Origin of the sequence: Curtobacterium phyllosphaerae (assembly GCF_049341865.1) — a bacterium.
Lineage (GTDB): Bacteria > Actinomycetota > Actinomycetes > Actinomycetales > Microbacteriaceae > Curtobacterium > Curtobacterium phyllosphaerae.
Window position 1 is genome coordinate 121,041 of sequence record NZ_JBMPIU010000007.1, and the last position, 20,190, is coordinate 141,230.

Genomic DNA, 20,190 nt, shown 5'->3' on the forward strand with positions numbered 1-20,190 from the left:
AGGTCGGCGCCCGCATCAGCTGCACACCGTCAGCGTCGCGACCGACGAGGAGAGCGCGGTCTCACCGCCGATGACCGTGATCGACGCGGGGTCGAGCAGGCCGAGTTCGAGGTCGACTCCCGGTGGGATGCACTCGGGCCGGACGACGAGCATGGCGGCACCCTGGTGCGCGGCGACCGCGGAACCCGCCAACGCGTCGGCGAACCCGAGCGCCGTCGTCAGGTACACGCCGGAGGCGCCGTCCGGATGTGCCGTGGCGGCCAGTGCCACGGACGTCGCGAACCGGTCGTCGCCGGCGGCGCGGACGACGGCCGATGCACCGAGCTGGTGCTGCAGGTCCGCCACGATCGCCGCGTCCACTGCAGCGTCACCGCCCGCGACGACGACGTGTGTCGTCCCGAGGTCGTCGAGCAGCGCTCCGGTGGGGGCGTCCGTCCGCGCGGCGTGCCCGTCCACGAGCACGACAGGCTCCCCGCGGGTGCCGGCGGCGGCCGCTGCGGAGAGCGCGTCGGGGAAGTCGTCGCCGGTCGCCACGTAGAGGCCCGTGACCGGCGTCGCGAACGCGTCCCGGTCGACCCTGCGCGCCGTGTCGAACCGGTCGCTGCCACCGATCCGGTCGACGACGGCCCCGTTCCCGAGCGACTTCGCGATGCTGCGGAGCTCCGATTCGGCACGTGTCGTCACCGCCGCCGTGCCGCCGACGAGCACGATCCTCGTCGGCGCGAGTGCCGCGATCTCGGCGGCGACTGGCCCCGGGACGTCATCCGTCGCGGTGAGGAGCAGTGGACCGCCGGCGTGCGCTGCCGCCGCACCCGCCACGAGGGCGTCGGGGTAGTCGGCCCCGGTCGCGACGTAGACGACCGGCGCATGTCCCGGCCAGGCCCGCTTCGCGAGCGCGACCGTGGTGGCGAAGCGATCATCGCCCGAGGTGCGGTCCACGGCGATGGAGGTCGGACGGACGATCTGCATCGGGCCGCCGTCGCCGCCGTCCGCGAGCAGGAGCCGACCGTGCACGAGGAGTCCACTCGTGTGCCAGTCGCGCGTGGGGATCGACGTCCAGGTCCGGGTCGTCGGGTCGTAGTGGTCGAGCGACGGCGAGGCCGAGGACGCTGTCTCGGTGAGCCCGGATGCCCAGATCTCGCCGTCCGCCTCGGCGAGGACCACCTCGTGCTGGTGCCCGGTCGGGAAGGGGACGTCCGAGACCACGCCGGACGACCCGAGCGTCACGATCCGGCCGCTGACACCGGCGGTCACGCCGACCGCGACGGTGCCGTTCGGCAGCGCCGTGGCCACCTCGTCCTGCCCGGACAGCGGCACCTGCGTGACGGTGCCGTCCTCGGCCACGTGGCTGACGTGGTCGGCGCCGCCGGAGCCGACGGCGAATCCTCGGTGCACGAAGACACCGTCGGCCGCGTCGACGACGACGTCGGACGCCTGTTCGGGCGATGCGATGGCGGTGAACCGTGCCGTCCCGCTCCCGTCGAACCGGACGACACCTGCCTCGAGGCGTCGGAGCGTCTCGTTGCGGTGTGACGACACCGCGGTCCAGAGGTCGCCGTCCCGCCCGGACCGCAACGTCCGCACCCGGTCCGTCGCGACGAGACCGGTGGGATGGAGCACGACCGACCCGTCCGTGCCGATCTCCGTGATCGACTCCGCGGTCCGACCGATCCCCCACATGTGACCGTTCGGTCCCGGAGCGATGGACGTGATCGTCGTGGACGGGATCGAGATGACGTCGGCAGACCCGTCCGACGCGACCCGGACGACACCCAGCCCGTCCTCGACCGCCCAGATCCGACCATCCGCGCCGAGGACGGGGGCGGAGAGGGCATGACCCGGCGTCACCGCGAAGTCGGTCGCCCTGCCCGCGGCGTCGATGCGCTCGGCGAGACCGTCGGTCGTGACGCGCCACGGCGCCCCGTCGGCATCGGCGACCAGGGTGCTCCCGACGGGCAGGACCGGCCCGGTCAGGAGGTGCAGCACGGGTGCCGCTGCTTCCGCCGGACCGGCGGGAGCGCTCAGTGCACTGCAGCAGGCGATGAGGACGGCCGACACGGCCAGGACACGACGACGCACGACACTCCCCCGCCCATCCTCCCTCGGGACCGGCTGGGACGAGCATATGGGCGAGCCGAGCGCGGGACGGCGCACCTGTACGAGTCCACAGCACCCCATGTCGGGTGGTCCCCCGCATCGCCCGGTCCGGGAGACCCGGACGCACGGGAGGCCCGGATCGCGTGACCTCGTCGGGTCACGCGATCCGGGCCTCCCGTCCGGACGCCGTCGAGCGCGTCAGGCCCCGAGGAGGCGCTGCAGGTACACGCCATAGCCGCTCTTGGCGAGCGGGGCCGCCAGCGCGCCCAGTGCGGCGGCGTCGATCCAGCCGTTCCGCCAAGCGATCTCCTCGATGCACCCGATCTTGTGCCCCTGCCGGTCCTCGATGACCCGGACGTACTCGGACGCCTGCATCATCGACTCGAACGTGCCGGTGTCGAGCCAGGCCGTGCCGCGGTCGAGCACCTGGACCTGCAGGTCCCCCCGCTCCAGGTAGCGCTCGTTGACGGTCGAGATCTCGAGCTCGCCGCGCGCGCTCGGCTCGATGGTCTTGGCGATCTCGACGATGTCGTTGTCGTAGAAGTACAGGCCGGGGACGGCGTAGTTCGACTTCGGGTCCTTCGGCTTCTCCTCGATCGAGATGGCCTTGAAGTCATCGTCGAACTCGACGACGCCGTACGCCGTCGGATCGGACACGTGGTACGCGAAGATCGTCGCCCCGTCGACCTCGGCGTTCTTGCGGAGGTTCGAGCCGAGGCCGACGCCGTGGAAGATGTTGTCGCCGAGGACGAGCGCGACGCTGTCGTCGCCGATGAAGTCCTCGCCGATGATGAACGCCTGCGCGAGGCCGTCCGGCGACGGCTGCACGGCGTAGCTGATGTCCATGCCGAGGCTCGAGCCGTCGCCGAGCAGCGCGCGGAACTGGTCGTTGTACTCCGGCGTGGTGATGACGAGGACCTCGCGGATGCCCGCCATCATGAGCGTCGACAGCGGGTAGTAGACCATCGGCTTGTCGTAGATCGGCATCAGCTGCTTCGAGATGCCCTTGGTGATCGGCCAGAGCCGCGTGCCGGAGCCACCGGCGAGGATGATGCCCTTCATCGGGACCCCCCCTTGGTCCGCAGCGACTCGGTGTAGGCGACGGCCTCGTCGTGGGTCGGCAGGAGACCCTGCGCGGCCGCCTGCTCGAGCGTCGGTGCGTCGGTGTCCTTCTGGCTCAGCACGAGCTCGCCGATGTCGTCCGGCAGCTCGAGGCCGACGGACGGGTCGAGGATGCTGATGCCCTTCTCGCGCTCGGGGTCGTAGCCTGCGCTGACGAGGTAGTTGACCGTGCTGGCGTCCTCGAGCGCGACGATCGCGTGGCCGAGCCCTTCGGAGAGGTACACGGCCTTGCGGTCGACGTCGTCGATGCGCACCGAGTCCCACTGTCCGAACGTCGGCGACCCGACGCGGATGTCGACGATGTAGTCGATGAACGCGCCGCGGACGGCGGTGACGTACTTGGCCTGGCTCGGCGCGACGAGGGCGTAGTGGATGCCCCGGGCGACACCGCGCGAGGAGATCGACATGTTCACCTGGCGGAGGTCCAGTGGGTGCCCGACGGTGTCCTCGAGCACGTCGGCTCGGTAGGCCTCGAGGAACGCCCCACGGGCGTCGCCGTGCTGGACGGGCGTGAACTCCCACGCTCCGGGGATCTTCAGTTCGCGGATCTGCACCCCGAGAGCCTAGCGCGCCCCCGTCACGGCGTGCGCGGCGCTCACCCGAGGACGGGGAGGATCGCGTCGTAGTAGCGCAGGTCGATCGTGACGAGCGCCGCGACGACGGACGCCGCCGAGGCCCCGAAGACGTAGATCCAGACGTGCCGCTGCCGGATCACCCGGTTCCCGATGAAGAGCAGCATGAGCGCCAGCAGCACCGGCAGGAAGTACCGCCCCTGCAGGCCCTCGAGGACCGTGCCGTACGTCGGCGTGTAGTAGATGTACAGCGCCGCGGCGACCGCGCCGATGACGAGGACGACCGTGATCGCCGCTCCGACCCGCCAGAGCACGCCGTGCCGCAGTCGCGCCACGGCGGCCCGTTCGCGGGGTTCGATGACGAGCATCGAGAGCACGAGACCGACCGTGAGCAGGAGCACGAAGAGCATCGGCAGCGGCGCCCGGAGCCACGCGAAGTCACCGAAGACGCCCCGCCAGATCTCGCCCTTCTGGTCGGTGAGACCGGTCGGTCCGTCGAGCACCACGCTCTTCACGAACGCCTTGACGAAGGCGAGCGGGTGATGGAGCACGTACGCCTTCTGCAGGGTCGGGTCGTTCGCCGGGTTGACGCCGGCGTTCACCCACGACGTCAGATGCAGCCAGAAGAGCGTGACGCCGGCGGCGACGACCACCACGACGGCGGTGGCGACGAGGGTCCAGAGCCGCCGTGCGTGCACGTTCAGCACCGGGATGAGGACGGCGAGGACAGCCAGCGGAGCGTAGGTCGGCTTGACGAGCGCGACCGCGGCGAAGAGCAGCGCCAGGAGCACCCATCGCGGCCACCCGAGGGGTGCGTCGCGCAAGGCGTAGCGGAGGACGACGACGGTCGCGAGCACCGAGAGCGCGATCGTGACGCCGTCGGCGCTGAACGCGGCGCCCTGCCCGATGGTCGACGGCAGGAGTCCGACGGCGAACACGGCGGTCCGTCCGACGGGCGTCAGCCGGGCGGCCAGGAACAACAGCCCCGCCACGACGAGCAGCCCGAACACCCGGCCGAGCTCGACCATCGCCAGGAACGGCAGGTGGAGCGCGTCGGACACCCAGATCGCCAGGACTTGCGGGACGTACGCCACGGGCGGGTACTGCACCGTGTTGGTGAACGTCGCCCACTGTTGCCGGCCGTCGTCACGGTAGGTGGCGAGGTGGTGGTGGTCGATGTCCCGGAAGAGCGCGCTCTCGTCGAACCCGCGTTCGAAGTCGGTCGCCTTGAGGAACGCCCCGAGCTGCCGCGGGAGGTACCCGCCGGCAGCACCGTCCGGGACCCCGCGCACACCCTCGGCAGCGGACGACACCAGTCCGCCGTGGGCGACCTGCCATGCACGTTGGATGTGCGCGGGCTCGTCGGAGTTCTGTCCGGGCGGGGTGACCGCGATGAACGCGGCACCGCCGAGGAGGAACACCACGAGGAAGGCCACGTACTGCCAGATCGAGCGTCGGCGCCGTGTCCGCGCGCGGTGCGGTGCGCTGTGGTTCGGTGCGCTGTGGTGCGGGGCGGCGTGCTGCGGGGCGGCGTACTGCGGGGCGGCGTGCGCCTCGTCGGTCGCCCGTGCTGCCGTCGGTGTCGTCTCCGGTGACCCGGCGTCTGCCTCGTCGCGGGCGTGGTCGACGTCGGACGGCATGGCGCTCCCCTGGGTGATGATCGAGATCCCGGTGCGGACACCTGCGACACGCTCGGGCGCGGCGGTGGTCCGGCGCAGACACTCTACCGTGCGGCCCGACCTGCCCCGGTGCGCTCGAGTCGTCCGTCGTCCGCCGGGCTGTCCCCCGTGGGTCTGCTCCGCGACAGGACGACCGCGATGACGGCGATGCCGACGACGCCGACGACGAACAGCGTCGTCGAGGGCCAGATCCCGCCCGGAGCCTGCCAGCCTGTCCCGTCGAGGAGCGACCGCCACGGGCTCGACGTCCCGATCGAGAACCGCCTGTACGCGGCGAGGAAGCCCTGGACCTGGGCGATGACCGCGAGGCCCGCGAGCACCGGCACGATCCGTCGCGCCGCGGCGTCGCGGTAGGCGTACCGCGCGGCGACGTACCCGCCCACGACCATCATCGCGACGAACAGCGGGAGCGAGTACCTCCCCTCCCAGATGTACCCGAACTCGTGCGCCGTCGGTGCCTGCAGCGCGACCGGGACGAGCAGCAACGCGGCCATCAGGACGACGGCGCCGAGGCGCAGTCGCCACGGCCCGGCCGTCAGCGCCGCGAGCACGACGACCCCGATCCCGGCGGTCCAGCCGACGGTGACCGCGTCGGAGGGCGGCGCGTCCAGCCACCCGAACACGCCGATGATGACCCTGCCGTAGTCACCGGTCGACTCGATCGTGTGCACCGCCGCGGCGACGACCCCGGGCCGGGCCGGGTCGGACGACGGGATGTACCCGGCCGGGGCCGCGACGAGGACGGTCCAGATCAACGCCGGGACGAGTGCGGTGCCAGCCGCTGCCGCGGACACCCACACCGGTCGGCGCCGAGCGACGTCCGCGAGACGGCGGACCGGCACGGTGAGCGCCACCGCGACGAGGATCACGGCGACGTCGATCTGCGACGTCGCGCGTCCGCTCCCGGCTGCCACGACGGCGATCGCCAACAGGACCGACCTCGTCACCAGGCGGTGTCCGGATCGGTCGTGGAGCAGGAGGAGCGCCAGTGCCGCCACCGCAGCGCACGCCGTCGTCTCCACACCCGACGGGTTGAGCACACCACCCAGGTAGAGGACCATCGGCGTCAGCGTGACCAGCACGAACCCGGACATCGCCCGAGCGCGGGGCATCCACGCGGCGACCAGGAACAGGATCGCGATGAAGAACGAGTTGACGAGCGCCGACACCAGGCGCATCGCGTGGAACGAGGCACTGCCGTCGAGGACGAGCGACGGCCATCCGACGACCGCGTAGTACAGCGGGTAGTACGAGCCGACCCCGGTCAGTGCCGTGACGAGTCCGTGGCCGAGACCGTCCTGGGACGGCGCGCACGCCGCGGTGCGGTCGGTCTTCCCCACGAAGCAGGTCGTCGCCGGTCCGAGCGTCGCGACGTCGGCGGGCAGCCGGAAGCTCGTGTTGCCCGGGTACTGCGTCGGCGCCCCAGTGAGCATCCCTCGGACGGTCGCCACGGCCTTCACGGCGTGGCTGTTCTCGTCCGGTCCCGACGCGATCGGGCTCGCGGACGACCATCCCGCGCACACGAGGAATACCGCGATCCAACTCGCCACGAAGAGCGAGAGCGCCGACGGTCGACGGCCGATGCGAGGGCGGAGGAGCGGGCGCACGAGCGAACTCTAGGGGCTGACCGGCCCGGACCCGCGACGCCACGACGGAGCGGTCGCGTCCGCTCGGGCGTGCGGCTCCGGTAGCATGTCGGCCGACTGTGTCAACGGCCACGCAAAGGAAACGTCAACTGTGAAGATCCTCGTCACCGGAGGAGCCGGCTTCATCGGCTCGAACTTCGTCCGCCGCACGCTCCAGGACGCCTACCCGGGGCTCGAGGGCGCCGACGTCGTCGTGTACGACGCGCTGACCTACTCCGGGAACCTGGCGAACCTCGCGCCGGTGGCGGACTCCCCCCGGTACACGTTCGTGCAGGGCGACATCACCGACGCCGCCGCACTCGACGAGGTCGTCCCCGGCATCGACGCGATCGTGCACTTCGCCGCCGAGTCCCACGTCGACCGCTCGGTCCGCGACTCCGGCGTGTTCGTCGAGACGAACGTCGTCGGCACCCAGCGTCTCCTCGACGCCGCCCTCAAGCACGGCACCCCGCGCTTCGTCCACGTCTCCACCGACGAGGTCTACGGCTCGATCAGCGAGGGCTCGTGGGCCGAGGACCGCCCACTCGAGCCGAACTCCCCGTACTCGGCGTCGAAGGCGGGCAGCGACCTCCTGGCGCGCAGCTACCACCGCACGCACGGCATGGACGTCTCGATCACGCGGTGCTCGAACAACTACGGGCCGTACCACTTCCCGGAGAAGGTCATCCCGCTCTTCGTCACGAACCTCATCGACGACGAGCACGTCCCGCTGTACGGCGAGGGCAACAACATCCGCGACTGGCTCCACGTCGACGACCACACCCGCGGCATCGCGATGGTCCTGACCCGCGGCCGTGCCGGCGAGATCTACAACATCGGTGGCGGCACCGAGCTCACGAACAAGGAGCTGACACAGCTGCTCCTCGACGCGACCGGCAAGGACTGGTCGTACGTCGACCGCGTCCAGGACCGCCTCGGCCACGACCTCCGCTACTCGGTCGACATCGCCAAGATCCAGGCCGAGCTCGGCTACGAGCCGCAGGTGCCGTTCGCCGAGGGCCTCGCGGAGGTCGTGCAGTGGTACCGCGACAACCGCGCGTGGTGGGAGCCCCTCAAGGAGCGTGCGGCGCTCTGAGCGCGGCCGGCACCATGACCCGCTACCTCATCACCGGCGCGACAGGCATGCTCGGCCAGGACCTCCAGCAGGCGCTGGCCGGCCGTGACGTCACCGCGCTGTCCCGCGCGGAGCTCGACATCACGGACACCGCCGCGGTGGAGCGGGCGGTCGTCGGTCACGACGTCGTCATCAACTCCGCGGCGTACACGAAGGTCGACGACGCCGAGTCCGCCGGTGCCGAGGACGCGCACCGCGTGAACGCGGACGGACCTGCCGTCCTCGCACGGGCGAGCGTGCAGGCGGGCGCGAGGCTCGTGACGATCTCCACCGACTACGTGTTCGACGGCCACGGCACCGCGCCGTACGCCGAGGACGCCCCGACCGACCCGGTCAACGCCTACGGCCGGAGCAAGGCTGCCGGCGAGGCGCGCGTCCGCGCGATCGCTCCGGACTCGGCGTACATCGTCCGGACCGCCTGGATCTACGGCGCGCACGGGCCGAACTTCGCGAAGACCATCCTCCGGCTCGCCGGGTCGCACGACACCGTGTCCGTCGTCGCGGACCAGATCGGGCAGCCGACGTGGACCGTCGACCTCGCGGAGCGGATCGTGGGGATGCTCGACGCCGACGCCCCAGCCGGGGTCTACCACGGCACGAACGCCGGACAGGCCTCCTGGTTCGACTTCACCACGGCGATCTTCACCGAGGCCGGTCTCGACCCGGCGCGGGTGCTGCCGACGGACAGCACCGCGTTCGTCCGTCCTGCGCCCCGCCCGGCGTACAGCGTGCTCGGCCACGACGGCTGGTCGCGCGCGGGCCTGCCGCCGATGCGCGACTGGCGCGAGGCCCTGCACACCGCTGCCGAGGCCGGCGTCCTGACCGCTTCCTGAGACACCGCAACACCACCAGCGCGGTCCGGAGAGTTCCCGGGCCGCGCTGCTAGTGTCCAGACGCCCGAGCCCGCGACGACCCTGGAGTGACCTCCCGCATGACAACCCTCCGCGTGATCGTCGACCAGGTGGTCGCCCCCGTCCCGGGTGGCATCGGCCGGTACGCCGAGGAACTCACGCGCGAACTGATCGCGGGCGCGCCGGCGGGCTGCGACGTCGCCGGCATCGTCTCGGCGGTCGCGCCGGGGGACATCGCGCACCTGGAACGGCTGCTGCCGGGACTCAGCGGGCTGGAACGCCTGACGATGCCGCGCCGGGAACTCTCGGTGGCGTGGGAGACCGGGTTCGCCAAGCGTCCGAGCAAGGGCATGGTGCACGCACCGAGCGTCCTCGCGCCGCTCGTCAAGCACGACCGCTTCATGGAACCGGGCCGCCAGACGGTCGTCACGGTGCACGACGTGGTGCCGTGGACGCATCCCGAGACCCTCACGGCACGCGGCGTCCACTTCCACAAGGCCATGGTCAAGCGGGCGTGGAAGTACGCCGACGCGGTCGTCGTCCCCACCCATGCGGTCGCCGGCGAGCTCAACGAGATCCATCGGTTCGACGAGCGGCTCCGCGTGATCGGTGGCGCGCCGAGCGGACGGCTCCGGGTCCCGGTCGACGCCGACCTCCGTGCCCAGCGTCTCGGACTCCCCGATCGCTACGTGCTCGCGATCGGCACGCTCGAGCCCCGCAAGGGCCTCCAGTACCTCATCGAAGCGATGGCGCACCCGGACGCACCCGCTGACATCCCACTCGTCATCGGCGGTCCGGACGGCTGGGGCGACGTCGACGTCGTCGGCACCGCGGAACGGGCCGGGCTCGCGCCCGATCGCGTCAAGGTGCTCGGGCGCATCGACGACGCCGACCTCGCGGTGGCCTACGCCCGGGCGACCGTGTTCGTGTTCCCGAGCCTCGCCGAGGGGTTCGGCCTGCCGGTGATCGAGGCGATGAGCCTCGGCGTCCCGGTGATCCACTCGGACGCGGCCGCCGTGCGCGAGGTCGCCTCGGACGCCGCCGTCATGGTCGAGACCGGTCCGCTCGAGTCCTACCCGGAGCGGCTCGCGCACGCGGTGTTCCAGGTGGTCACCGACGACGCCCTCGCGCGCCAGCTCGCCGTCGCGGGGCCGGACCGGGCGCGGATGTTCGCCTGGAGCGACTCAGCGGCCGAGGTCTGGCAGCTGCACGCCGACCTGTAGGCCGGCGCACGTCGTGCGTCACCCGGCCACCTGACGGTCGGGAGGTGCGGTACGGGCCCGCCCCGTGCCTCCCGTCCGGTGGTCGGTGCGTCCCTCGGATCGGGACCTCGGGGGCTCCGTCAGAGCGCGTCGCGGAACGCGCCGGCCTTCTGCTCGACGAGCGCTTCGAGCGACGCGGCGTACTCCGTCAGCCGTGCCGACACCGCCGGGTCGGTCGTGCCGATGATCCGCGCGGCGAGGAGTCCCGCGTTCGCCGCGCCGTTGATCGCCATCGTCGCGACCGGGATCCCCGCGGGCATCTGCACGATCGACAGGAGTGAGTCGAGGCCGTCGAGTCGTGCCAGCTGCACCGGGACGCCGATGACCGGGAGGGTCGTCACCGCGGCCACCATGCCGGGCAGGTGGGCCGCTCCCCCGGCCCCCGCGATGATCACCCGGACCCCGCGATCGGCTGCCGCGCGTCCGAACCGCATCATCTTGTCGGGCGTGCGGTGCGCGGAGACGACGTCGGCCTCGAACGCGATCCCGAGCTCGGTCAGCATGTCCGCGGCGGCCCGCATCGTCGGCCAGTCCGAGTCGGACCCCATGATGATCGAGACGAGCGGCTGCGGTGCTGTGGAGTCGGTCACGCCTCGATCGTACCGGCCGACCCGGTCCCGGCGAGGCGTCAGAGCCGGGCGGCGACCGCGTCCGACACGGCTGCGCTCCCACCGAGGACGACCACCCGGGTCGGGTCGATGCGGCCGATCGCCGCGACGATCGGGTCCGGGATCGAGTCGCTCGTCACCAGGAGCAGCGGGCTGCCGGTGCGCCCGGCGGCGGGCGCGGCGGCCAGGGCGTCCGGGAACGCGGTGCCGGTCGCGACGTACACGGTCCGCGAGTCGACCCCGGACGGGTAGGCGCGCGCCGCGATGTCCGCGCTCGTGCCGAACCGATCCGGTCCCGACCAGCGGCTGACGGCGGCGGGCACTGCGCTCGCGGTCACACCGGCCAGGGACGCGACGACGCCGTCCGACACCACTCCCGCACCGCCGAGGACGACGATCCGCTCCGGTGCGAGCCGTCGGAGCTCCGCGGCGACCGTCGCCGGGACGCTCGTCGGGGTGACGAGGAGCATCGGCCCGTTCGCCGCCACGGACGCCGCGATCGCCGCACCCGACAGGGCATCGGGGAAGTTCGTGCCGGTCGCGACGTACGCGACCTCGACACCCGGGGCGAAGGCGCCGGCGGAGACCGCCGCGGACGTGGCGAACCGATCGGCGCCCGACACCCGGGCCACGGTCCCGGCGTACCGGCGGAGCTGATCGACGACCGTGTCGCTCACGGCAGCGGGACCACCGACCACCACGACGGTGTCCGGCGACATCGCGGTGAGGGCCGCTGCGGTCGCCGACGGCAGCGCTCCGGGGGCGGTGAGGAGCACGGGTGCGTCGTCGTGACCGGCCGCTGCGCCCGCGCCGAGGGCGTCGGCGAACGTCGCCCGGGACGCGACGTAGACGGTCCGCGGTGTCGGGAACGCCCGGAGTGCGATGCGGGCGGCCGTGTCGTAGGCGTCCGACCCGGCGACCCGGTCCACGGCAGCGCTCGTCAGGGCGTCCTGCAGCACGGCGTTCCGGACCAGGGTCTGCGCGTACGAGGAGTACCACGCGCCCGCGGGTGGTCCGCCGGCGCACGTCCCGTCGCTCGCGCCCGGGGTCTTCACCCAGAGCAGCGCATCGAGGGCCGTCCCGTCCGAGACGGTCCGCGGGACGGCGCCGAGTCCTGCCCCCGGGCCGTTGCACCAGGTGCCGCGCCATCCGGCACCGTTCCGCGACGTGTCGATGACGTAGTGGGCGCCGCCCGTGAGCGCGGACACCTTCTGGTCGTAGGCCTGCTCGTCCACCGTGGGGTGGTAGTTCGCGACGTTGCTCGAGAACCCACGCGCGTTCGCGACGCCGGCGTTCCGGAGCCGGTTCGCCATCTCGGCCGGCGGCACCCAGTTCGAGTTCCCGGCGTCGAGGTAGGACGGCACCCCGGCGGCGGTGAACGCGGCGACCTCGTGCCCGAGCAGGGCGTACCGGGTGCTCGCCTCGCCGGGGCAGTTGCTGAGGGCCGCCAGGGAGTCCGGTTCCACGATCACCGTCGCCCGCTGCCCCCGGAGCGTCGAGGCGATCAGGTCCGTCCAGCGCTGGTACCGGTCCGCCGTCATGCCACCGGCCGAGTAGCCGCCGCAGTCGCGGTTCGGGATCGCGTAGGTGACGTAGACGGGCGTCGTCCCGGCTCGGGCGGCAGCTGCCTGTGTGGTCTGCAGGAGCTTCACGAGCTGGGTGTCGGAGAACCAGTCGCCGAGCCAGATCGCGATCGGCTGCCGGGCGATCGACGACGCCGCTGCCGACCCCGCGGCGTCCCCGGCGGCGGCGAGCGACGCGGCGTACTTCGCGGGCTGGCTGTCCGGCTGGTGGAAGGGGCCGCCGGCGAAGACGGTCGTGGACGGTGCGGAGTGCACGGTGGCGCTCGTCACGACCGGGGTGGTGGTCGCGCTCGCAGCAGGCGTCGCGCTGACGGTGGGCGTCGCACTCGCGGCAGGCGTCGCGCTCGCGGTCAGCGGTGCCGCGACCGGGACGAGCGCCGCCGCGACGAGCGCCAGGGTCGCGACCACGCCGACGGGGCCGGAGCGGACGGCGACACGACGCACGGCTGGTGACATGGGGCGTTCCTGGCGGGAGGAGCGTGCATCGGGTCGCACTGGACGGCGGCGGTGCGTCGGGGAACGCGCCGTGGGACGACCCCAATGACACCAGCCCTGCCGGGTCCGGGCCACTCGCCAGTCCGGGTGCCACCCACCCGGGGGCACCGTCGGTCGAGCGCGCGGGCGAACTCGACCCGCCGCCCCGCCAGCTCAGTCGAAGTGCGCGGCGGCGGCCTTGGCGCGGAACACGACGTCGTCGAGGTCCTCGCCGCTGACGGTGACGTGCCCGACCTTGCGCCCCGGTCGTGGCGCCTTGCCGTAGAAGTGGTACTTGGCCTCGGGGAACTCGGCGAGCGCGGCCGGGTACCGACCGGCGAGGTCGCCGTCCTCCGGACCGCCCAGCACGTTGATCATCACGCTGACGTCGTCGTGCATGCCCGTCGCACCGAGCGGCAGGTCGAGGACGGCACGGAGATGCTGCTCGAACTGGCTCGTCGTCGAACCGTCGATCGTCCAGTGGCCGGTGTTGTGCGGGCGCATCGCGAGCTCGTTGATGAGGATCCGCTCGTCATCGGTCTGGAACAGCTCGACGGCGAGCACCCCGGTGACATCGAGCTCCTCGGCGATGCGGACGGCGATCGACTCGGCCATGTCGGCGATCCGTCCGGCGCTGTCCGGCGCCGGGGCGATGACCTCGGCGCACACGCCGTTCGTCTGCACGGTCTCGACGACCGGCCAGGCGACGATCTCGCCGGACGGACGCCGCGCCACGGACTGCGCGAGCTCCCGGGTGAACGACACGAGTTCCTCGGCGAGCAGCGCGTCGGCCGCGCCGGTCTCGGCGAGGGCTCCGAACCAGTCCTCGACCTGTTCCGGGCGCTCGACGACGCGCACGCCCTTGCCGTCGTAGCCACCGCGCGCGGTCTTGACGACGACACGGCCTCCGTGCGCGTCGATGAACAGCTGGAGTTCGTGGGCGTCCCGGACGGCCGCCCAGTCCGGCACCGGCAGTCCGAGCGCACCGAGGCGTGTCCGCATCACGATCTTGTCCTGGGCGACGGCGAGCGCGTCCGGCCCGGGGTGCACCTGCACGCCCGCGTCGACGAGCGCGCGGAGGACGTCCTGCGGCACGTGCTCGTGGTCGAACGTGACGACGTCGACGTCCGCCGCGAAGGCGAGGACGGTCGTGGCGTCTCGGTGGTCGCCCTCGGCGGTGGCGGCGATCGAGGCGGACATGTCGGGCCCCTCGGCGAGCACCCGGATGTCGAGACCGAGTGCGATCGCCGGGGGCACCATCATCCGAGCGAGCTGTCCGCCACCGATCACTCCGACTCGCAACGCCATGCCCCGAGCCTAGCGACCCCGTCGTGGGAGGATCACCGGGCATCGTCATCCCGGCCCCAGCGCCGCCGCCCCGAGGAGACCCATGGCCCCGACCACGCCCGTCCCGAACGCATCCGGCCGGTTCCGCGTCGCCGCCGTCGCGATCGGTGTCGCTGGAGCCCTCCTGCTCGCGGGGTGCAGCACGGCGGACGTCCCGCGGCCGAGCTCGTCGCCGTCGGGCACCGGGTCCGCCTCCCCGGGACCGACCAGGTCCCCGTCGGCGGACGCCACTGGCGGCAGCGCCACGACGGGCGCCGGCGGCACCTCGGGGCAGGGTGGGACCGGGAGCACGGGCGGGACCTCGGCCGGCGGGGACTCGGGAACGGGCGGGACCGGGAGCGGGAGCAGCGGCAGCGGGAGCGGCGGGAGCGGGAGCTCTGGCGGGACGGTGACCCAGGGGCAGCTCGACACGTCCGTCGCGCAGGCGATGGCCGCCGCGGGGATCGCGGAGTCGGCGAGCGGCTCGGGGACGCTGCTCTCGCTGCACATCGACGGCGACGACTGGACGATCGTGACGGCGGACGAGTCCGGCGCCGAGACGCAGTCGGTGGTGTCCCGGTCCCTCGGCCGCGTGACGTCGGGACCGTTCCCGAAGAGCGTCGACGCAGCCACGACGGCGCAGAACACCGCCATCGCCGCGGCCGCCCGGGTCCCCTACGCCACGGCCGCGTCCACGGCGCAGCGGGCGGTCCCGGGGAGCAGCCTGACCGGGTTGCAGCTCGGCGGCACGTCGTCCGCGCCGCGGTGGACGGCGACGGTGACCGCGAACGGGGTCGTCCACACCGTGGTCGTCGACGCCGCGAGCGGTGCGGTGGTCTCCACGAGCTGACGAGACGGTCCCGACCGGGTCGAGAACGCAGGAACCCGGAGTCGCGCAGCCCGCGGACCCCGGATCCTCGCATCCTCGCGTCGGCACCGACCGGGGCACCGGCACCGACCCGGGCAGCGACACCGGCACCGACCCGGACTGGAGGCCCGACCCGGCTCAGCGACCCATCCCGCGGTACGTGAACCCCGCGTCCCGCCACGCCACCGGGTCGAGACAGTTCCGCCCGTCGACGACGACCCGGCCCGCGACCGCCGCGGCGACCGTGACGGGGTCGAGCTCGCGGAACTCCTGCCACTCCGTCAGCACCAGGACGACGTCCGCCGCGGCGACGGCCTCGGCGGCGCTCGCCACGATCGGGAGGGTCGGCCGGACGCGGTGCGAGGTCTCGGCCGCCTGCGGGTCGTACGCCGTGACCCGGGCACCGGCATCGTGCAGTCGGGTCGCGACGTCGAGCGCCGGGGAGTCCCGGACGTCGTCGGAGTCGGGCTTGAACGCGAGTCCGAGGACGGCCACGCGCTTGCCCGCGACCGAGCCGTCGAGCAGCTCCGTCACGAGGTCGACGACCCGGTCCCGGCGGCGCAGGTTGATCGCGTCGACGTCGTCGAGGAAGTCGAGCGCGTGCGGCAGGCCGAGTTCGATCGACCGGGCACGGAACGCCCGGATGTCCTTCGGCAGGCAACCGCCGCCGAACCCGAGTCCAGCGTTCAGGAACCGCCGGCCGATCCGGGCGTCGAGCCCGATGGCGTCCGCGAGGGCGGTGACGTCGGCGCCGGTGGCCTCCGCGATCTCGGCCATCGCGTTGATGAACGAGATCTTGGTCGCGAGGAACGCGTTCGCGCTCACCTTGACGAGCTCGGCCGTGGCGTGGTCGACGACGAGCCGCGGGGTGCCCGCGGCGATCGCGGTCGCGTAGACCCGGTCGAGGACCGCCACCGCGTGCTCGCCGGACGGTCCGGCCGGGACGCCGTAGACCAGACGGTCCGGGGCGATGGTGTCCTGGACGGCGAAGCCCTCGCGGAGGAACTCCGGGTTCCACACCAGGGCCGCACTCGGGACGGCGTCGGCGAGCCCGGCGGCGAGCCGCGCTGCGGTGCCGACCGGGACGGTGGACTTGCCGACCACGAGCTCGCCCGGACCGACGTGCCGCACCAGCTCCACGAACGCGGCGTCGACGAAGCGCAGGTCGGCGGCGCCGTCCGTGCCCTGGGGGGTGCCGACGGCGACGAAGTGCACCTGCGCACCGGAGATCTCGGACATGTCGGTGGTGAACCGCAGGCGGCCGGAGGCGAGTGCCGCGGTCAGGGTCTCCGGCAGGTGCGGCTCGAAGAACGGCGCCCGGCCCCCGGCCAGGGACGCGATGCGTCCGGCGTCGACGTCGACCGCGACGACGTCGTGTCCGAGCTCGGCCATCGACGCGGCGTGCACGGCACCGAGGTACCCGCAACCGATCACAGAGATGCGCATGACACCCAATATATCAGCCGGTGGTCCATCGCGAGTCCGATCGGTCGGCGGGGCGGGCGGTGCCGTCCACGATCTGCTGCCAGCTCGGCTCCGGACCGCGGCGGCGGAGGTCGTGCACCTCCACGAGGTCGTGCAGCACCGCGACGACGAGGTCGGCGGAGGGGACGTCCGGCAGGACGAGCGGCCGGTCCTCGCCGGGGAACACGAGCACGTCGCCGGTGCGGAACATCCCCTGCAGACCGGTCCGACGCACCGTCACGTCGTACCCCCGCGAGTGCAGGAGCTCATGCCGGGTGCGCACCACGGAACCGGTCGTCTGGACGAGCCGTCGCGTGGTCACCACCGTGCGCGACCCGAGCCACCGGAACAACGGCACCACGGAGCCGAGGACCAGCAGCACGACGACGAGGCCGGCCACGACGAGGTTCAGCCAGGCCCAGTCCGCCCGGAACAACCCGATGCCGAACCCGCCGAGGGCGCAGACGACGAACGCGCGGACGACCGGCCAGAACAGGCGTCGGGCGTGCGGCCGGAAGCGGGCGATGACACGCTCCGGGTCCGGTGCCGGTCCGCTGGACGACTCAGTCATGGCGGAGGTGCGTGACGTCGCCCACCGAGATCGCCGACACCGCGTCGTCGGCACCGCGGACGAGGAGCCGCCCGTCGTCGTCCAGCCCGGTCGCGGTCCCGCGGTACCGGTCGCCGTCCGGGAGCTCGACGCGGACGGCCAGTCCGATCGTCCCGCACGCCGCGCGGACCGCGTCGAACACGCCCGTCGCCGCCCGGCCGCCCCGGGCGAGGGCCTCGACGTGGTCACGGAGCGTCGACCACCACGCCGTCAGCACCAGGTCGGCGAGGTCGGCTGACGAGCCGACGGCACCCTCGACCGTGAGCGAGGTCGCGGTCGGCGTCGGGAGGTCGTCCGCCGGGATCGTGAGGTTCACGCCGGCGCCGACGACGACCGCCCCGTCGGTGGCGACCTGGGCGAGGATCCCGCAGACCTTCCGCCCGCCGACGAGCACGTCGTTCGGCCACTTCACCGTGACGGCACGGTCCGGGAGCACACCTGCGACGGCCGTCCGCATCGCGGTCCCGGCGACGAGCGGCAGCCACCCCCTGACGACCGGTGGGAGTGCGGCACGGACGAGCACGCTCGCCGCGAGGGTCTGCCCTGCGGGCGCGGACCACGTCCGGTCGAGGCGACCCCGGCCGGCCGTCTGCGCGAGCGCGACGAGCACGGCGAGGTGACCCGTGCCTCCCGGCCGGGCCGTCATGTCGGCGTTCGTCGACCCGGTCGACGCGACCACGGTGAGCGGGACGCCCGCCGTGCGGGCGCGCGGGAAGCCCCACTCGGCAGCCGGGGACCCAGCGGGAACGTCGAAGGACATGTCCGTAAATGTACGGCCGGAACCGTGGAGACCCTCCAACGGCTCCCCGGTGACGCCCCGGTATGGTGATCGGGTGACCCCAAGCACCCCCGACGACGCAGCCGTCCCGGACCTCTCGACCACCGCGGGCCGGCTCGCCGATCTCCGCACCCGCTACCACGAAGCCGTGACCGCCGCGGGCGAGACCGCGATCGCCAAGCAGCACGCCAAGGGCAAGATGACGGCGCGCGAACGCATCGCGCAGCTCCTCGACGAGAACTCCTTCGTCGAGCTCGACGAGTTCGTCCGGCACCGCACCACCGCGTTCGGGATGGACGCCAAGCGGCCCTACGGCGACGCCGTCGTGACCGGCATGGGCACGATCCACGGTCGCCAGGTCGCGGTGTACGCGCAGGACTTCACCGTGTTCGGCGGGTCCCTCGGCGAGGTCGCCGGCGAGAAGATCGTGAAGGTCATGGAACTGGCGCTGAAGACCGGCGTGCCGATCCTCGGCATCCTCGACTCCGGCGGTGCCCGCATCCAGGAGGGCGTCGTGGCGCTCGGGAAGTACGGCGAGATCTTCCGCCTCAACACCGCGGCGTCCGGGGTCATCCCGCAGATCTCGATCATCATGGGTCCGGCCGCGGGTGGCGCCGTCTACTCCCCCGCGCTCACCGACTTCGTGATCATGGTCGACAAGACGAGCCACATGTTCGTCACCGGGCCGGACGTCATCAAGACCGTCACCGGCGAGGACGTCGGCTTCGAGGAACTCGGCGGCGCCCACACCCACAACGCCGTGTCGGGTGTCTCCCACTACCTGGCCGACGACGAGACCGACGCACTCGACTACGCGCGGTCGCTCGTCGGGTTCCTGCCGGACAACAACCTCGCCGACCCGCCCGCCTACGAGTCCGCAGCCGAGATGGAGACGACCGACGCGGACCGGGAGCTCGACGTCGTCATCCCGGACTCGACGAACCAGCCGTACGACGTCATGACCGTCATCGAACACGTCGTCGACGACGGTGACTTCCTCGAGGTGCAGCCGCTCTTCGCCCCGAACATCGTCATCGGCTTCGGCCGGGTCGAGGGCCGCACGGTCGGCGTCATCGCGAACCAGCCGTCGGCGATGGCCGGCACCCTGAACATCGATGCGGGCGAGAAGGCATCGCGCTTCGTCCGGTTCTGCGACGCGTTCTCGATCCCGATCCTCACCCTCGTCGACGTCCCGGGGTACCTGCCGGGCACGGACCAGGAGTGGACCGGGGTGATCCGCCGCGGCGCGAAGCTCCTGTACGCGTACGCCGAGGCCACCGTCCCGCTCGTCACCGTCATCACCCGGAAGGCCTACGGCGGCGCGTACATCGTGATGGGGTCGAAGCAACTCGGCGCGGACATCAACCTGGCGTGGCCGACCGCGGAGATCGCCGTGATGGGCGGTCAGGGCGCCGTGAACATCCTCTACCGTGCCGAGATCAAGAAGGCCGAGGAGGACGGCGAGGACGTCGCCGCCGTCCGTGCGCGGCTCGCGAACGAGTACACCTACAACGTCGCGTCGCCGTACCTGGCGGCGGAACGCGGTGAGCTCGACGGCATCATCCAGCCGCACGCGACGCGTGTCGCGGTGATCAAGTCGCTGCGGGCGCTGCGCGGCAAGCGCGCGACGTTGCCGCCGAAGAAGCACGGGAACATCCCGCTGTGAGCAGGCACGCGTCGGACGGTCCGGTGGACGGCGACCGGCCTGGAGGGTCGACCGACTCCGCCAGGACCGCTCCGGGCATGCGCGTGGTCGCCGGGACGCCGACGCCCGAGGAGCTCGCCGCCGTCACCGCGGTCCTCCGGGCCGCCGCGGACGAGGCGGAGCGCGTCGGCCGCACCCGGGTTGACGGGGCACCCCGCTCGGCGTGGGACGCATCCGCACGCGGCCTGCGCACCCCGCTCGAGCGGGGTGCGTGGAGCCGTTCGCTCGGGTGACGAGCGCGGCGGGATGTCCCCCGTCGGGTCCGCATCCGACGCCGGGACCGACCGTTCCGTTCGCCGCTCGGCGCGTCGTTCCGGGGGTCCGGACCCTCGAACGGGGGTCGCAGATCCGCCGTGCGGTCGCGGTTGTCCCCCTAAATGACGACTTCTGTCCGCCGCCGAACAGGGCATGATTACTTGTGTTCGGTGTCT

At 72.6% G+C, this 20,190-nt stretch carries 17 protein-coding genes; 6 read left to right on the forward strand and 11 right to left on the reverse strand.

What is annotated here, in order from left to right; all coding sequences use genetic code 11:
- Nucleotides 1-15: 15 nt before the first annotated feature.
- The 5 genes from ACO0E0_RS13350 to ACO0E0_RS13370 all read right to left on the reverse strand — a co-directional run bounded on the left by ACO0E0_RS13350 (nt 16) and on the right by ACO0E0_RS13370 (nt 7,077).
- Nucleotides 16-1,986, reverse strand: coding sequence for a cell wall-binding repeat-containing protein (locus ACO0E0_RS13350; protein ID WP_422871926.1), 1,971 nt, complete (start codon nt 1,984-1,986; stop codon nt 16-18).
- 309 nt (nt 1,987-2,295) lie between these two features.
- Nucleotides 2,296-3,159 carry a glucose-1-phosphate thymidylyltransferase RfbA gene (gene rfbA, locus ACO0E0_RS13355; RefSeq protein WP_422871927.1) on the reverse strand — a complete coding sequence of 288 codons (864 nt, stop codon included), beginning with the start codon at nt 3,157-3,159 and terminating at the stop codon, nt 2,296-2,298.
- A complete protein-coding gene (locus ACO0E0_RS13360; RefSeq protein ID WP_422871928.1) occupies nt 3,156-3,773 on the reverse strand; it encodes a dTDP-4-dehydrorhamnose 3,5-epimerase family protein in 618 nt (205 codons plus the stop codon). The genes rfbA and ACO0E0_RS13360 overlap by 4 nt, the downstream gene beginning before the upstream one ends.
- Before the next feature lie 41 nt (nt 3,774-3,814).
- Nucleotides 3,815-5,431, reverse strand: a complete 1,617-nt coding sequence (locus ACO0E0_RS13365; protein ID WP_422871929.1) for a DUF2142 domain-containing protein — start codon at nt 5,429-5,431, stop codon at nt 3,815-3,817.
- Nucleotides 5,432-5,514: 83 nt separating this feature from the next.
- Nucleotides 5,515-7,077, reverse strand: coding sequence for a DUF2142 domain-containing protein (locus tag ACO0E0_RS13370; RefSeq protein ID WP_422871930.1), 1,563 nt, complete (start codon nt 7,075-7,077; stop codon nt 5,515-5,517).
- A 130-nt stretch (nt 7,078-7,207) separates the two neighbouring features.
- On the opposite strand from ACO0E0_RS13370, the gene rfbB reads away from it, so the two are divergent.
- The 3 genes from rfbB (at nt 7,208) to ACO0E0_RS13385 (ending at nt 10,304) form a co-directional block, all read left to right on the forward strand.
- On the forward strand, nt 7,208-8,191 hold the full coding sequence (gene rfbB / locus ACO0E0_RS13375; protein WP_422871931.1) for a dTDP-glucose 4,6-dehydratase: 984 nt from the start codon (nt 7,208-7,210) through the stop codon (nt 8,189-8,191).
- A 14-nt stretch (nt 8,192-8,205) separates the two neighbouring features.
- Entirely contained in the window at nt 8,206-9,063 is an 858-nt protein-coding gene (rfbD, locus tag ACO0E0_RS13380; RefSeq protein WP_422871932.1) for a dTDP-4-dehydrorhamnose reductase, read from the forward strand.
- Nucleotides 9,064-9,161: 98 nt separating this feature from the next.
- Nucleotides 9,162-10,304, forward strand: coding sequence for a glycosyltransferase family 4 protein (locus tag ACO0E0_RS13385; protein ID WP_422871933.1), 1,143 nt, complete (start codon nt 9,162-9,164; stop codon nt 10,302-10,304).
- A gap of 119 nt (nt 10,305-10,423) precedes the next feature.
- Here ACO0E0_RS13385 and purE read toward each other — a convergent pair whose 3' ends face one another.
- From purE to ACO0E0_RS13400, 3 genes are all read right to left on the reverse strand, one after another.
- Nucleotides 10,424-10,891, reverse strand: coding sequence for a 5-(carboxyamino)imidazole ribonucleotide mutase (purE, locus tag ACO0E0_RS13390; protein ID WP_422871984.1), 468 nt, complete (start codon nt 10,889-10,891; stop codon nt 10,424-10,426).
- 80 nt (nt 10,892-10,971) lie between these two features.
- Complete coding sequence (locus tag ACO0E0_RS13395; protein ID WP_422871934.1) at nt 10,972-12,990, reverse strand: glycoside hydrolase family 6 protein; 2,019 nt, start codon at nt 12,988-12,990, stop codon at nt 10,972-10,974.
- A gap of 192 nt (nt 12,991-13,182) precedes the next feature.
- Nucleotides 13,183-14,316: a 5-(carboxyamino)imidazole ribonucleotide synthase gene (locus tag ACO0E0_RS13400; protein WP_422871935.1), complete on the reverse strand. Its 1,134-nt coding sequence runs from the start codon at nt 14,314-14,316 to the stop codon at nt 13,183-13,185.
- Between the two features lie 82 nt (nt 14,317-14,398).
- Between ACO0E0_RS13400 and ACO0E0_RS13405 the strand changes: the two genes are divergently transcribed.
- A complete protein-coding gene (locus tag ACO0E0_RS13405) occupies nt 14,399-15,184 on the forward strand; it encodes a PepSY domain-containing protein (protein ID WP_422871936.1) in 786 nt (261 codons plus the stop codon).
- Nucleotides 15,185-15,340: 156 nt separating this feature from the next.
- Here ACO0E0_RS13405 and ACO0E0_RS13410 read toward each other — a convergent pair whose 3' ends face one another.
- Genes ACO0E0_RS13410 through ACO0E0_RS13420 form a run of 3 tightly spaced genes read right to left on the reverse strand, consistent with a single transcriptional unit; the run spans nt 15,341 to nt 18,036 of the window.
- Entirely contained in the window at nt 15,341-16,648 is a 1,308-nt protein-coding gene (locus ACO0E0_RS13410) for a UDP-glucose dehydrogenase family protein (RefSeq protein WP_422871937.1), read from the reverse strand.
- Between the two features lie 13 nt (nt 16,649-16,661).
- Nucleotides 16,662-17,237 carry a PH domain-containing protein gene (locus ACO0E0_RS13415; RefSeq protein WP_422871938.1) on the reverse strand — a complete coding sequence of 192 codons (576 nt, stop codon included), beginning with the start codon at nt 17,235-17,237 and terminating at the stop codon, nt 16,662-16,664.
- Nucleotides 17,230-18,036: a biotin--[acetyl-CoA-carboxylase] ligase gene (locus tag ACO0E0_RS13420; RefSeq protein WP_422871939.1), complete on the reverse strand. Its 807-nt coding sequence runs from the start codon at nt 18,034-18,036 to the stop codon at nt 17,230-17,232. Before ACO0E0_RS13420 ends, ACO0E0_RS13415 begins: the two co-directional genes overlap by 8 nt.
- 73 nt (nt 18,037-18,109) lie before the next feature.
- Here ACO0E0_RS13420 and ACO0E0_RS13425 point away from each other — a divergent pair, with 73 nt between their 5' ends.
- Both ACO0E0_RS13425 and ACO0E0_RS13430 read left to right on the forward strand, forming a co-directional pair.
- Complete coding sequence (locus ACO0E0_RS13425) at nt 18,110-19,720, forward strand: acyl-CoA carboxylase subunit beta (protein ID WP_422871940.1); 1,611 nt, start codon at nt 18,110-18,112, stop codon at nt 19,718-19,720.
- Nucleotides 19,717-19,992 carry an acyl-CoA carboxylase subunit epsilon gene (locus ACO0E0_RS13430; RefSeq protein WP_422871941.1) on the forward strand — a complete coding sequence of 92 codons (276 nt, stop codon included), beginning with the start codon at nt 19,717-19,719 and terminating at the stop codon, nt 19,990-19,992. Before ACO0E0_RS13425 ends, ACO0E0_RS13430 begins: the two co-directional genes overlap by 4 nt.
- Nucleotides 19,993-20,190 lie beyond the last annotated feature (198 nt).

Coding starts and splice junctions, on each gene's coding strand:
- rfbD (WP_422871932.1), top strand. CDS start 8,206: ATGACCCGCTACCTCATCACCGGCGCGACAGGCATGCTCGGCCAGGAC.
- ACO0E0_RS13415 (WP_422871938.1), bottom strand. CDS start 17,237: ATGACTGAGTCGTCCAGCGGACCGGCACCGGACCCGGAGCGTGTCATC.
- ACO0E0_RS13365 (WP_422871929.1), bottom strand. CDS start 5,431: ATGCCGTCCGACGTCGACCACGCCCGCGACGAGGCAGACGCCGGGTCA.
- ACO0E0_RS13410 (WP_422871937.1), bottom strand. CDS start 16,648: ATGCGCATCTCTGTGATCGGTTGCGGGTACCTCGGTGCCGTGCACGCC.
- purE (WP_422871984.1), bottom strand. CDS start 10,891: ATGGGGTCCGACTCGGACTGGCCGACGATGCGGGCCGCCGCGGACATG.
- ACO0E0_RS13400 (WP_422871935.1), bottom strand. CDS start 14,316: ATGGCGTTGCGAGTCGGAGTGATCGGTGGCGGACAGCTCGCTCGGATG.
- ACO0E0_RS13385 (WP_422871933.1), top strand. CDS start 9,162: ATGACAACCCTCCGCGTGATCGTCGACCAGGTGGTCGCCCCCGTCCCG.
- ACO0E0_RS13395 (WP_422871934.1), bottom strand. CDS start 12,990: ATGTCACCAGCCGTGCGTCGTGTCGCCGTCCGCTCCGGCCCCGTCGGC.
- rfbA (WP_422871927.1), bottom strand. CDS start 3,159: ATGAAGGGCATCATCCTCGCCGGTGGCTCCGGCACGCGGCTCTGGCCG.
- ACO0E0_RS13420 (WP_422871939.1), bottom strand. CDS start 18,036: ATGTCCTTCGACGTTCCCGCTGGGTCCCCGGCTGCCGAGTGGGGCTTC.
- ACO0E0_RS13405 (WP_422871936.1), top strand. CDS start 14,399: ATGGCCCCGACCACGCCCGTCCCGAACGCATCCGGCCGGTTCCGCGTC.